Genomic DNA, 12,191 nt, shown 5'->3' with positions numbered 1-12,191 from the left:
TCGGGAGACGTCCGATCTGGATTGGTTGCCGATAACGCCGCGGGCCGCCTGGTAGGCGGCCCGCGGCATCATGCTGGACGAGAAGTGGAATCAGGCTTTCTCGTAGGCTGCCACGGATTTTTCAATGGCCTTGCGCGCGGCGTCCGCACCTTCCCAGGACTCCACCTTCACCCATTTACCTTTTTCGAGATCCTTGTAGTTCTCGAAGAAGTGGGCGATCTGCTGGCGTAGCAGCTCGGGCAGGTCGGTGACCTCATTCACGTCGTCATACAGCGTGCTCAGCTTGGCGTGAGGCACGCAGACGAGCTTGGCATCCTCTCCGGCTTCATCGGTCATGTTCAGGATGCCCACCGGTCGGGCGCGGATGATGCTGCCTGCCTGAACCGGAACGGGAGTGACCACCAGAGCGTCTAGGGGATCGCCATCGTCGGCCAGGGTGTGTGGGATGAAGCCGTAGTTGGCCGGATAGAACATCGGGGTGGCCATAAAGCGATCCACCAGCAGGGTGCCCATCTCCTTGTCGATCTCGTACTTGACCGGAGTATGGTGGGCAGGAATCTCGATCGCCACATAGACGTCATTGGGGAGATCTTTGCCGGCAGGGATGTTGTCGAAGTTCATCGTCGCTTCCTTGGTTTGGCGAAAATGCTTTGGCGAAAATGCTTTGGCGAAAATGCTTTGGCGAAAATGCTGGGTGGCCTGAAATGCTGGGTGGCCTGAAATGCGGCGAATTATACGGAGCTGTGCGGGGGATTACCAATGCTACATAGGTGATGGATCGGCTTGTTGCTGACGGCTTTGGGCTTTGGTTGACAGGCCTGGCTCGTGGCAAGCGTGTATGATGGCTTGCGCAAGTAGCAGTCCGGCCGATCGACGGCAGCACCTGGCAAAACATAGCGCAAGCGGCAATCGTGAGGAGCGTGCCTTGGTATCTTTCCAGCTGTCACTAAGTGTCGGTCAGGCCTTCGTGGCCCCGGACCGATGTCGCCACCGCAGTTCCATGTCGGTTCGGATTCCTGATGAGGCGGGGCAGCTCGCGGCGAAGGGGGCCTGTGCCCTGATCAGCGATACCAGCTCGCGCAACGCCATCGCCAAGCAGGCGGGTGATCTGAGCGTGCGTGGCTTTCTCGCCGACTATTTTTCCACGCCCGATCACTGGGACGTCAAGACCTCCGCGACCCGTGTGCTGCGCGCCCTCAACGGCTGGTGCTACAGCCAGAGTACCTTCGTCGAGGACGGTAGCTATGTCTCGTCGCTCTCTGCCATGGTCTTCCGGTCACGCGAGACCCACCTGTTCCACATGGGCGACACCCTGGTCTTTCGCCTGCGTGGGGCGGAATTCGAACAGCTGTCGCGAGACCATATCACCGATCTGGGTGGGTATCGCTATCCGTCCCGTGCGTTGGGGTTGGATGGCAGCATCGACATCGACTACATGCAGCTTCCCCTCAAGCAAGGCGACATCTTTCTGTTCACGACTCAGGCGGTACGGGGTACGCTGATGCCGTCGGACTATGTTCAACTGATACGTCAGGATGCCAGCGATCTCGATGCCGCCTGCGAACGGCTGGCCAGCGCAGCGCGTGACCGCGCCCAGTCTCGTGGTTACGGTGCCGACCAGTTCTGCTTTCAACTGGTGCGCATCGACCAACTGCCTGAAGAAGGCCGTGACCATCCCGGCCGAATTTATGGCGACCTGCCGATCCCCCCTGAGCTTTCGCCCGGCGAGCGCATCGATGGCCTGGAAATACAGGAAGTGCTGTCGCGCACCGCCCAGTCGCGTGTCTATCGGGTGCGTGATACGCGCTCCGAGCGCGAGATGGTGATGAAGGCTCCGAGCCCGGAGCTCTCGAATCGCAACGCCTATCTCGAGCACTTCCTGCTGCAGCAGTGGGTGGTGGAGCGGGTCAAGTCACCCTTCGTGGCCCGGGTCATGGAGCCTTCCCGTCCGCGTCGGTATCTCTATTATCTGATGGTCTACGTGGAGGGCATGACCCTGGCCGCCTGGGCCAGGCGCCATCCCCAGGCCAGCCTGGCACAACGGCTGGAGATTGCTGTCCAACTGGGCAAGGCGGTACAGGCGCTCCACCATCGCGACCTGCTGCATCAGCGGATTCATCCCGAGAATGTGCTCATCGACACCCATGGCCAGGTCGTGTTGACCGATTTCAGTGCTTGCCACATGCGGGATCTGGAGGGGCATCGTCGCTCCCGCGAGTTGGCCCGTCAGCTTGGGCTAAGCGAACACAATGCTCCGGAATATGCGTTGGGTGACAGCGTGGGCCGGCGCAGCGACCAGTACTCGCTGGCGTCCACCATCTACTGGTTGTTGACCGACAAGCTGCCCTACGAGCTGGCACCGAACCAGCTGCGAGGCCACACCGACCTCGAGCAATTGAGCTACCGCAGTGCTCGGCTGTTCAATCCCGAGATCACGCTGGAACTGGACGATACCCTGCGCCGTGCGCTGGACCCGCAGCGCCCGCTGCGCTTCCGACGCATGTCGGAGTTTCTCTATGCGTTGCGTCACCAGGGCGGGCGGGGAAGGCGGGTGACGAAGCCCTCGCGGCTGCTGCGCGAGCCGGCCAATTTTTGGCAGGGCATCGCCGGGATACTGCTGCTGTTGCTGGTTTTGTCCTGGCTGCTAAGGTAAGTCGGCTCGGTTCTTAAAGCTTGAACTCCTCCAGCTTGCGTTCAACCTTGGCTAGCTTGAGCCGGGCGACCTTGGGCAGGCCGTTCTCGTAGGGCGGATAATCCTCACCCTGGATCAGCGGCGACAGGTACTGGCGGCAGGCTTCAGTGATGCCGAATCCGTCCTTGCGGATGTACTCGGCGGGCATGAATTTTTCCCGGTTTGCCACCTCGGCCAGCGGTGCGGCTACGATGCACCACTCGTAAGGTGTCTCGCTGACCCGCTTGATGGCCGGCATCATCGAGTTCTTGCCTTCGATGGCCAGCTCCACCGCCTTCTCCCCGACCGCATAGGCCTGCTCGACATCGGTCCTCGAGGCCAGGTGGCGTGCGGCGCGCTGCAGGTAGTCGGCCACCGCCCAGTGATACTTGTAGCCCAGGTCCTGCTTGACCATGCCTGCCAGGGTTGGCGCCACGCCGCCCAACTGGCGATGCCCGAAGGCGTCGGTGTTGCCCGAATCGGCCAGGAAGGTGCCGTCTTCGTAGCGTGCGCCCTCGGAGACCACAATCACGCAGTAGCCATACTTCTCTACTGCCTCTTCCACCCGGGCCATGACCCGGGCGCGATCGAAGGCCACCTCGGGAAAAATTATCAGGTGGGGCGGTTCTCCTTCGCCGTTTCCTGCAAGCGCCCCGGCAGCGGCAATCCAGCCGGCATGGCGTCCCATGACTTCGAGTACGAAGACCTTGGTGGAGGTGGCGCACATGGATGCGATATCCAGCGAAGCCTCGAGTGTGGAGGTGGCGATGTATTTGGCCACGCTGCCGAATCCCGGTGAGTTGTCGGTGATCGGCAGATCGTTGTCGACGGTCTTTGGTACGTGAATCGCGGTAAGGGAATAGCCGAGCTTTTCGGAGAGCTGAGACACCTTGAGGCAGGTGTCGGCGCTGTCGCCGCCGCCGTTGTAGAAAAAATAGCGGATGTCGTGGGCGCGGAAGACCTCTATCAGGCGCTCGTACTGGGCGCGGTGCGTCTCGATATCCTTGAGCTTGTAGCGACAGGAGCCGAAGGCCCCGCCGGGGGTATGACGCAGTGCAGTGATGGTTTCGTCGCTTTCCTGGCTGACGTCGATCAGGTCCTCGGTCAGGGCACCGATGATGCCGTTGTGTCCGGCATAGACCTTGCCGATGCGGTCGGAGTGACGCTTGCAGGCTTCGATCACTCCACAGGCGGTGGCGTTGATCACGGCGGTGACACCGCCAGACTGGGCATAGAAGGCGTTATGCTGGGCCATGGGACTTGCGTGCTCCTGATCTCGTGCGGGAAAAGGTCCATTTCATGCTTCACGAAAAGGCGGATTATTCTAGACGAAAGTCAGCGCCACTGCACGCCGCTGGAGGCGTGTCGACTGGCCATGATAGTCTGCCGACTCTCCCATGCAGGGCGTTGGCGCCCGCTTTCCTGTCGATAAGGTCAGATCCTGATGCACCTTCATATTCTCGGCATCTGTGGCACGTTCATGGGCAGCCTGGCGCTGTTGGCGCGCGAGCTCGGTTTCGAAGTCAGCGGTTCGGATGCCGATGTCTACCCTCCCATGAGTACCCAGCTGGAGGAGGCCGGCATCGCGCTTCGCGAGGGGTATGCTGTGGCCAATCTCGTCCCTCGCCCGGACCTGGTGATCGTCGGCAATGCGCTCTCCCGCGGCAATCTCGAAGTGGAGGCGGTGTTGAACCAGGGGCTGCCCTACGTGTCCGGCCCCCAGTGGCTGGCGGAACATGTCTTGCCGGCGCGCCGGGTCATCGCCGTCGCGGGTACCCATGGCAAGACCACCACGGCGAGCCTGCTGGCCTGGCTGCTGGAGTCTTCCGGCCTTGCGCCGGGCTTTTTGATCGGCGGGGTGCCTCGCAACTTCGGCCTCTCTGCCCGCCTCGGGGCGGCGGATGCCCCCTTCGTCGTCGAGGCCGACGAGTACGATACCGCTTTCTTCGACAAGCGCTCCAAGTTCGTTCACTACCGCCCCGAAATCGCCATCCTTGGCAACCTGGAGTTCGACCATGCGGATATCTTTGACGACCTCGCCGCCATCGAGCGACAGTTCCATCATCTGGTGAGGACCGTGCCTGGCCGAGGCAGACTGCTGGTGGCCGATGATGAACCCGCCCTCGACCGTGTGCTGGAGCAAGGTTGCTGGAGCCCTGTCGAGCGACTGGGCGCGGCACCCTCGAGCCCCTGGAGGTTCATGCTGGAACGTGATGATGCGAGCCGTTTTCGAGTCATCCACCAGCAGGCGGAAGTCGATGAAGACGCAGTAGTCGACTGGTCGTTGACTGGCACCCACAACGCACGCAATGCCCTCGCGGCCTTGGCGGCGGCGCATGCGTGCGGCGTCGACCTGGCCAGGGGCTGTGCGGCTCTGGCGCGCTTCGAGACCCCGCGGAGGCGCCAGGAGGTGCGTGGCGAGGTGGCCGGTATCCAGGTCATCGATGACTTCGCTCACCATCCCACGGCGATCGCGACAACGCTCGAAGGGCTGCGTGCGGCAACGACCCGGGGTCGACTGTTGGCGGTGATCGAGCCGCGCTCCAATACCATGCGCCTAGGCACCTTGAGTGATCGGCTGGCAGCGAGCGTTGCCGCTGCCGACCTGAGCTTCTGGTATCAGCCTGACGGCCTCGACTGGTCGCTGGAGCCTGTACTGGCGGCCATCCCCGAGCCCGCCCGGCTGGTTACTGATATCGATGCGCTGGTTGCGGTGCTGGTGGCTGAGGCCAGGCCGTTGGACCGTATCGTGGTGATGTCCAACGGCGGGTTCGGCGGCGTCCATGAAAAGCTGCTCAAGGCCCTGGAGGTGGCGCATGGCTGAGGCGGGATCGTTTAAAGGCTTCAAGGCGCCGGTCTCCGTCGCCATTACCGGCGCTTCGGGGGTCCAATACGGGCTGCGACTGATCGAAGTGCTGGTAGCGGCGGAGCATGAGGTGTGGGTGATGGTTTCCAAGGCAGCGCACCTGGTGATCGCTACCGAGACCAACCGGGAGTTGCCGGCGCGGCCCGAGCGTCTGGCTCAGGCGCTGACCGAGCATAGCGCTGCGGCGCCAGGCCAGATTCGCTGCTTCGGTCGCGAGGACTGGATGGCCCCGGTGGCTTCCGGTTCAGGCGCCCCGTCGGCCATGGTGATCTGCCCCTGCTCCACCGGGACACTTTCGGCAGTGGCCACTGGCGCCAGCAACAACCTTATCGAGCGGGCTGCCGACGTGGCGCTCAAAGAGCGCCGCAAGCTGATTCTGGTGCCCCGGGAGACGCCGCTGTCGTCGATACACCTGCAGCATATGCTGGATCTGTCCCGCCTTGGCGCAGTGATCCTGCCCGCTACGCCGGGGTTCTACCACCAGCCACAAGGAGTCGATGATCTCATCGACTTCATCGTCGCCCGGATCCTCAACCAACTCGACATTGAGCATCGGCTGATACCTCACTGGGGAGAGCAGGAAGCTGGAAAGAGTGGAGGAGAGAGCGCTTGATCAAGCTATCGATGCTGTCGGTCTTCATTCCGACTTTTCTCTTTGTCTCGCTGACCCCCGGAATGTGCATGACGCTTTCCATGGTGCTGGGCATGACGCAAGGCGTGAGGCGCACCCTGTGGATGATGGCCGGCGAGTTGGTGGGTGTGGGGCTGGTGGCCGTCGCCGCGGGTGTCGGCGTTGCCGCGCTGATGCTGCGCCAGCCGGAACTCTTCGCCCTATTCAAATGGGTCGGGGGCATCTATCTGGGCTATCTGGGCGTGATGATGTGGCGCTCCCGGGGGCGCATGGCAATTCCTCTGGAAAACGTCGATCTGCCGCCGGCGGGTCGTGGTCAGTTGGCACTTCAGGGCTTTCTCACCGCGGTGGCCAATCCCAAGGGTTGGGCCTTCTTCGTGGCACTGCTGCCGCCCTTCCTGGATGCCTCTCGAGCCTTGATGGGCCAACTGGTCGTGCTGATCACGCTGATACTGACGATCGAGTTTCTTTGCTTGCTACTCTATGCCGCCGGTGGCCGCAGCCTGCGGCGTCTGCTCGGCGTCAGCGGCAACGTGCAGTTACTCAACCGCATAGCCGGCTCACTGATGGTCGGAGTGGGGCTGTGGCTGGCGCTGGGCTGAACAAGGATGAGCAAACGATAAGCCATGCCGCCACCGGCCAGGCTCTATACCGGTGGCAGCCAGGCCATTCGCGCTCCGAGCAGTACCAGCGACGCCGCGGTCAGCATCATCCAGGGGCAGGGCGTCAGGGCTGGGCGTGGACTGCGCTGCCAGGAGAGGCGGACGAGCGCGCAGACCACCAGCCCCAGCAGGGCGCCACCGACCAGGTCGCTGAGCCAGTGAACGCCGATGACGAGACGAGACAGGGCCATCGGTAGCGTCAGTGCAATGGCGAACCAGTAGGCCAAGAAGCGTCGCTGGTGTGGCAGTCCCTGGGCAAGGAAGGCGGCTGCCAGGCCGTATAGCACCACGGCGGAGGAGGCATGGGCGCTGGGATAGGCCAGCGAGCCGGTGAGATAGTCCGGGGTATCCGGTCGCGATCGGCCGATGATCGCTTTGCCTAGTGTATTGAGCAGGGCGATGGCACCCAGGCCTGCGGCGATATGGGTGAAAGCCGACAGATGTCGCTTTGCCAGTAGCCAGAGCCCCCAGGGAATGACCAGTGCCAGAATGCCGTACATGTCGCCGATGCGTGCCAGTATCTGGCCGGCAGCGGGCAAGGCCGGAACCACCAGGCTGTCGAACAGGGCGTGTACCTTGAGATCAAGTTCGAAGGGACCGCGCTGGCGTATTACGGCGATGGTCAGGCCCGAAAGCCCCCCCAGTGAGAAGATGAGCAGCAACCAGCTCGCCAACGGTATTTCGCTGCGACCTCGCCAGCTGTGGGTCAGCCACAGGCGGCGCATGCCCGGGTGGCGCCGTGCCCCGCTTGCCAGTAGGCGATAGAGCCGGCCGCTGCGGCTGAACTGCTGGCGCAGCCAGGAGAAGGTGATCGCAAGCATCACCACCAGCAGCGTCAGGGCGATCAGCAGCCCGCCCAGGCCCGGGGGCAGGCCGAGCAGTTGCTGCCAGGTCTGGCCCAGCAGGTAGCCGGGCAGGACATAGGCCGGCGCCCACAGGGCCGCCGAGGCCAGGTTGGCCCAGATAAAGGCGCGCGGCGACATGTGCAGCATGCCGGCAATCAGCGGTATCACCGGACGCACCGGGCCGACAAAACGCCCGAAGAACACCGACAGGCTGCCGTAACGCTGGAAGAACTGGGCGCCTCGCGCCAGCCATTCCGGGTGGCGCGAGAAAGGCCAGAGTTGGGTGACCCGCTCACGCTGGGTGTAGCCCAGAATGAAGCTCAGCCCGTCGCCGATGACTGCGCCGGCGAAGGCCGCCAGGAGAATTGCAGAGACGGACATATCCTGGTGTCCGGCCAGCGATGCCGCGGCGGTGATCAGGATGACGCCTGGGAGTAGCAGGCCGACCAGCGCCAGGGACTCGAGCAGGGCGATAAGGCCAATGAAAAAGAGCAGCATTTCCGGCGAAGGGGCGAGCTGGTAGAGGTTCTCGGTCAGGCTCAAGCATCGGCTCCTTTGAGGGTGGCGGTGAGTTTCATTGCTCTGCGAGTCGCCGTGTCAGGGTCTGCAGGCGCTGTTCGAACCGCTGCCATGATTCGCCTGCGAGACGCTGGCAGAGCACGGTGGGTGCGCGAAGTGGCCCCGTATCCACCAGTACTGTTCGGTCAATGGCCTGATCGATTCGTTGCTGGACCATCTGGGCACCGCTCTGGCTGGTATCGGGCAACACCAGCCAGAAAGTGGCAGGGCCATGGCGCCCCAGGAAGTCGTGCCGTCGGGAGCAGCGGTTGACCTCCCGGCACAGTGAGTCCAGAAGCGATTGGCGTGCCCGGCTGCCGAACTGTTCGCTGGCCATTTCCAGCTGAGGAAGATGGATGACCAGAACGGCGAGCGATTGGTGGAGTAGTTCGGTGCGCTGATATTCACTGGCGAGGAGTTCGTCCAGGGTATCCTTGGCCAGTGCGTTGCATTGTGGATCCCTGGGATCGGTGGCCTTCAACAAGGCTTGCTGTCGGCTCTGTTCCCAGGGCGCCAGTGCCGCAACGACCATCAGGGCGAGGAAGCCCAGGACCAGCTCGCTGTCGAGTTGGCCATCGTTGACCAACACCAGCCAGACCGGTGCCAGCAGAATGTTGAGCAGTATTGCCGGCGGCAAAGGCACCAGCAGCAGTGTCAGCAGGGGAGCCAGGCCGGCCCAGAAGGGGGCGACGTTATCCAACTGCGGCAGTTCCAGTGCCAGCATCAGGTAGCCGGCTATCAGCACTAGGTAAGCTGAGAGACGTGCCTTGGTGGCCAGTGCGAGGCGCAGCAGTGTGGCGACCAGCATCAGCAGGGCGAGTATGGCAGGGATCAGGATGCGGTCGTAGTCGCCCATCAGGTAATGCCATACGGCGTAGCCGCCCAGCAACAGGGATCCAGCGGCATAGGCAATGGCAATGCGTGTTGACGACCAATTGCTTTCATCGTCCATGGTCGGTCTCCGGGTCGATCTCAAGGACGCTGTCCTGCTCGTCGAATAGAGCCAGCTGTTCGTCGAGAGAACCGGCGGCTTCGAGAAGGGTAAATCTTGCCTTTACCGGGGCGTGCAAGCCGTTGAGCAGTTCCTGGCGGCGGGAGCTGGCCTGCTCAGGGTCCCGGCTGAGCAGTAGGGCGGCCAGCGTGCGCTGATTGAGGCGGTAGCAGGTTTCGAAATCGTGTGTCTGGCGGCACAGGTCGTGGGCCAATGGCCAAAGCTGATGGCGGGATGTGCCGAGTAGCAGCAACTCTCCATGGACTCCTTCACGACGACAGCGTGCTCGCTCACGACGCAGGTCGGTGGCCAGTTGGTGCGCGGTCCATAGTGGGAGCCCGGGAGCCAGGCGGACGCGCTGGCGTGAAGCCAGTCGCAGCGGCTGGAGCTGTAGATTACGCGCCAGCCCGAGCAGCATCAGAATCAACAGGAGAAGGCCTGAGAAGAGGGCCTGTTCGAAGCCGAGCACGGCGATGAGCGACCACCAGGCAAGGCTGGCGAGCACGAAGGTGAGACCCAGCATCCAGCCCGGCTGAGGCAGCATCAGCAGGGCCGGCCAGCCCCAGATCCATAATGCGTGGCGTTCGGGGTCGGTCCACAGCAGGCCGGCCAGCAGGAGGCCGGGGAGCAGTTGCCAGGGGATTGTGGCGGGCCGCCGATGGCTGAATTCGAGCAGAGTTGCCGTAACCGCCAGCCAGGCGACAGCCAGCCATAACAGCAAGGCACTGGCGAAGAGTTCCGTCTGGTAGGCCAGCAGGGCCAGCATCATGGCCGCGGCTAGCAGGTTCAGGCGCATCAGCCCAACTTTGTACTTGCTTTGCATGGTGCCTTACTATCTATGGTGATCGACACGACGTCGCGCCAGTATAACGTCCACAGCCACCTCTGAGGCTGTAGCCCAGGAGATATTGATACCGCATGTCCGCTCACGCCTCCCGAACCGAATCCACCGCCGAGCATACTATCGGCGATGTCGATGCCTATATGGTGCGCCTAGGTCAGGTCGCCCGTACCGCCGCCACACACATGCGCCGCGCCGTTACCGCCAACAAGAACAGCGCCCTGCGGGCCATGGCCGATCATCTCCAGCGCCGCCGCGGCGAGATACTTGCCGCCAATGCAAGGGATCTTGCCCGTGGCCGCGATAGCGGGCTCGATGCCGCCCTGCTCGACCGGCTGGCACTCGATGATGGACGACTGGACGCCATGGTGGAAGGGCTCCTTCAGGTAGCGGCCCTGCCCGACCCGGTTGGGGAGATCGATGGCATGAGAATGCGGCCCAGCGGCATCCAGGTTGGTCAGATGCGGGTGCCGCTGGGTGTCATCGGCATCATCTACGAGTCACGCCCCAATGTGACTCTCGAGGCTGCCAGCCTGTGCCTAAAATCCGGTAATGCCTGCATCTTGCGTGGCGGCTCGGAGGCTCGCGAGTCCAATGCCGCCATTTCGACCTGCATTCGCGCCGGGCTCGACGATGCTGGGCTGCCCGAAGGCGCGGTGCAGGTGGTTGCGACCACGGACCGCGCCGCCGTGGGGCGCTTGATCGCCATGCCGGAATATGTCGACGTGATCATTCCCCGCGGTGGTAAGTCGCTGATCGAGCGCATCACCCGGGAAGCGCGTGTACCGGTGATCAAGCACCTCGACGGGGTCTGCCATGTCTATATCGATGCCACCGCCGATATGGAAAAGGCCATGGCCATCGCGATCAATGCCAAGACCCAGCGTTACGGCACCTGCAATACCATGGAAACGTTGCTGGTCGATGCGCCGCTGGCCGAATCGCTGTTGCCTCGGTTGGCTGAGGCCTACGCCGAACATGGTGTCGAACTACGTGGCTGTGAGCGGACTTGCCGTGTGCTGAAGAGTGCCACCCCCGCCAGCGAGGCCGACTGGGAAGCCGAGTACTTGGCGCCGGTGTTGGCGATTCGCGTGGTCGACGGCATGGACGCGGCGATCGCACATATCGAACGCTACGGCTCGCACCATACCGACGCCATCGTCACCGAGCACTATGGCCTGGCCCGTCGCTTCATGACCGAGGTCGATTCCAGTTCGGTGATGGTCAATGCCTCGACCCGCTTCGCCGATGGTTTCGAATATGGCCTTGGGGCGGAAATCGGGGTTTCCACCGACAAGTTGCACGCCCGTGGCCCGGTCGGCCTCGAAGGCCTCACCACTCGCAAGTACGTGGTGCTTGGCGACGGTCAGGTAAGAGGATGAGCCGGACGCACACCGGGGTGCCGGCTGGTCGAGTGGACACAGGCGTGTCAAGGCCGCCGCGTATCGCCATGCTGGGAGGAACCTTCGACCCGGTACACCTGGGCCATTTGCGCAGCGCCGTCGAACTGCACGAATGCCTTATGCTGGACCGGGTACACATGGTGCCTGCCAGCATGCCGCCGCTGCGTGATGAGCCGTCGGTCCCGCCCGAAGAGCGACTCACGCTGCTGAGGCTCGGTATTGGACAGACACCAGGGCTGATGGCCGACGCCCGCGAGCTAGAACGCGACGGGCCCTCCTACAGTGCCGACACCCTGGCCAGCCTACGCGATGAGTATGGCGCCGAGGCCCGGCTGGTGATGGTCTTGGGACATGACGCCTTCCTCCGCCTGGCGGACTGGCGAACACCGGAACGGCTCTTCGAGCTGGCCCACCTGGTAGTGATTGATCGCCCGGATCACGACGCGCCATTGCCCGCCGCACTGCTCGAACTGATCGGCCAGCGGGAGGTCGATTGTGACGAGTCACTGTTTCAAGAACCAGCGGGAAGGTTGTTACGCCTGGCGCTGCCGACGCAAATGGCGATTTCGGCCACCGAGGTACGCCGTCGCTTGGCCACAGGCAGCAGTATCCGCTACTTGCTCCCCGAGGCCGTGGAAGCGCGAATTGATAAAAGAGCGCTATATCGGCGTCATTGAACGCTGCCAGCGGCTGCGCTAGACGCTACAATGGGCACCGACCAAG

General features: G+C 63.1%; 11 protein-coding genes. 6 read left to right on the top strand and 5 right to left on the bottom strand.

Annotated elements, in window-relative coordinates:
* Positions 1–90 precede the first annotated feature (90 nt).
* Positions 91–621, bottom strand: coding sequence for an inorganic diphosphatase (gene ppa / locus DU490_RS02370; protein WP_114572740.1), 531 nt, complete (start codon positions 619–621; stop codon positions 91–93).
* Between the two features lie 379 nt (positions 622–1,000).
* Here ppa and DU490_RS02365 point away from each other — a divergent pair, with 379 nt between their 5' ends.
* Positions 1,001–2,653 carry a protein kinase domain-containing protein gene (locus tag DU490_RS02365; RefSeq protein WP_404872826.1) on the top strand — a complete coding sequence of 551 codons (1,653 nt, stop codon included), beginning with the start codon at positions 1,001–1,003 and terminating at the stop codon, positions 2,651–2,653.
* A 13-nt stretch (positions 2,654–2,666) separates the two neighbouring features.
* Here the strand turns inward: DU490_RS02365 and DU490_RS02360 are convergent, their stop codons facing one another.
* Positions 2,667–3,926 (bottom strand): 6-phosphofructokinase, encoded by a 1,260-nt coding sequence (locus tag DU490_RS02360; protein ID WP_114572738.1) that lies wholly within the window; start codon positions 3,924–3,926, stop codon positions 2,667–2,669.
* Positions 3,927–4,115: 189 nt separating this feature from the next.
* Between DU490_RS02360 and mpl the strand changes: the two genes are divergently transcribed.
* From mpl to DU490_RS02345, 3 genes are read left to right on the top strand one after another with little or no spacing between them, the layout of a single operon-like run.
* Positions 4,116–5,495, top strand: a complete 1,380-nt coding sequence (mpl, locus tag DU490_RS02355) for a UDP-N-acetylmuramate:L-alanyl-gamma-D-glutamyl-meso-diaminopimelate ligase (protein ID WP_114572737.1) — start codon at positions 4,116–4,118, stop codon at positions 5,493–5,495.
* A complete protein-coding gene (locus DU490_RS02350) occupies positions 5,488–6,150 on the top strand; it encodes a flavin prenyltransferase UbiX (protein WP_114572736.1) in 663 nt (220 codons plus the stop codon). The genes mpl and DU490_RS02350 overlap by 8 nt, the downstream gene beginning before the upstream one ends.
* Positions 6,151–6,161: 11 nt before the next feature.
* A complete protein-coding gene (locus tag DU490_RS02345) occupies positions 6,162–6,770 on the top strand; it encodes a LysE family translocator (protein ID WP_404872825.1) in 609 nt (202 codons plus the stop codon).
* A 44-nt stretch (positions 6,771–6,814) separates the two neighbouring features.
* Here the strand turns inward: DU490_RS02345 and DU490_RS02340 are convergent, their stop codons facing one another.
* The 3 genes from DU490_RS02340 to DU490_RS02330 are packed head-to-tail and all read right to left on the bottom strand — an operon-like array spanning position 6,815 to position 10,047.
* On the bottom strand, positions 6,815–8,218 hold the full coding sequence (locus DU490_RS02340) for a bifunctional DedA family/phosphatase PAP2 family protein (protein WP_114572735.1): 1,404 nt from the start codon (positions 8,216–8,218) through the stop codon (positions 6,815–6,817).
* Between the two features lie 31 nt (positions 8,219–8,249).
* Positions 8,250–9,185: a diguanylate cyclase domain-containing protein gene (locus tag DU490_RS02335; RefSeq protein WP_114572734.1), complete on the bottom strand. Its 936-nt coding sequence runs from the start codon at positions 9,183–9,185 to the stop codon at positions 8,250–8,252.
* Positions 9,175–10,047: a hypothetical protein gene (locus tag DU490_RS02330; RefSeq protein ID WP_114572733.1), complete on the bottom strand. Its 873-nt coding sequence runs from the start codon at positions 10,045–10,047 to the stop codon at positions 9,175–9,177. Before DU490_RS02330 ends, DU490_RS02335 begins: the two co-directional genes overlap by 11 nt.
* 95 nt (positions 10,048–10,142) lie before the next feature.
* On the opposite strand from DU490_RS02330, the gene DU490_RS02325 reads away from it, so the two are divergent.
* Entirely contained in the window at positions 10,143–11,447 is a 1,305-nt protein-coding gene (locus DU490_RS02325; protein ID WP_114572732.1) for a glutamate-5-semialdehyde dehydrogenase, read from the top strand.
* Entirely contained in the window at positions 11,444–12,145 is a 702-nt protein-coding gene (nadD, locus tag DU490_RS02320; protein WP_114572731.1) for a nicotinate-nucleotide adenylyltransferase, read from the top strand. The genes DU490_RS02325 and nadD overlap by 4 nt, the downstream gene beginning before the upstream one ends.
* The last annotated feature ends 46 nt before the right edge of the window (positions 12,146–12,191 follow it).

The sequence above is a fragment of the Halomonas sp. DQ26W genome (genome assembly GCF_003339685.1).
GTDB lineage: Bacteria > Pseudomonadota > Gammaproteobacteria > Pseudomonadales > Halomonadaceae > Halomonas.
The sequence above is the reverse complement of the archived record's forward strand: the minus strand, read 5'-3'. Positions and strand labels throughout refer to the sequence as shown.

Coding starts and splice junctions, on each gene's coding strand:
- nadD (WP_114572731.1), top strand. CDS start 11,444: ATGAGCCGGACGCACACCGGGGTGCCGGCTGGTCGAGTGGACACAGGC.
- DU490_RS02325 (WP_114572732.1), top strand. CDS start 10,143: ATGTCCGCTCACGCCTCCCGAACCGAATCCACCGCCGAGCATACTATC.
- DU490_RS02360 (WP_114572738.1), bottom strand. CDS start 3,926: ATGGCCCAGCATAACGCCTTCTATGCCCAGTCTGGCGGTGTCACCGCC.
- DU490_RS02330 (WP_114572733.1), bottom strand. CDS start 10,047: ATGCAAAGCAAGTACAAAGTTGGGCTGATGCGCCTGAACCTGCTAGCC.
- DU490_RS02350 (WP_114572736.1), top strand. CDS start 5,488: ATGGCTGAGGCGGGATCGTTTAAAGGCTTCAAGGCGCCGGTCTCCGTC.
- ppa (WP_114572740.1), bottom strand. CDS start 621: ATGAACTTCGACAACATCCCTGCCGGCAAAGATCTCCCCAATGACGTC.
- DU490_RS02335 (WP_114572734.1), bottom strand. CDS start 9,185: ATGGACGATGAAAGCAATTGGTCGTCAACACGCATTGCCATTGCCTAT.
- mpl (WP_114572737.1), top strand. CDS start 4,116: ATGCACCTTCATATTCTCGGCATCTGTGGCACGTTCATGGGCAGCCTG.
- DU490_RS02345 (WP_404872825.1), top strand. CDS start 6,162: ATGCTGTCGGTCTTCATTCCGACTTTTCTCTTTGTCTCGCTGACCCCC.
- DU490_RS02365 (WP_404872826.1), top strand. CDS start 1,001: ATGTCGGTTCGGATTCCTGATGAGGCGGGGCAGCTCGCGGCGAAGGGG.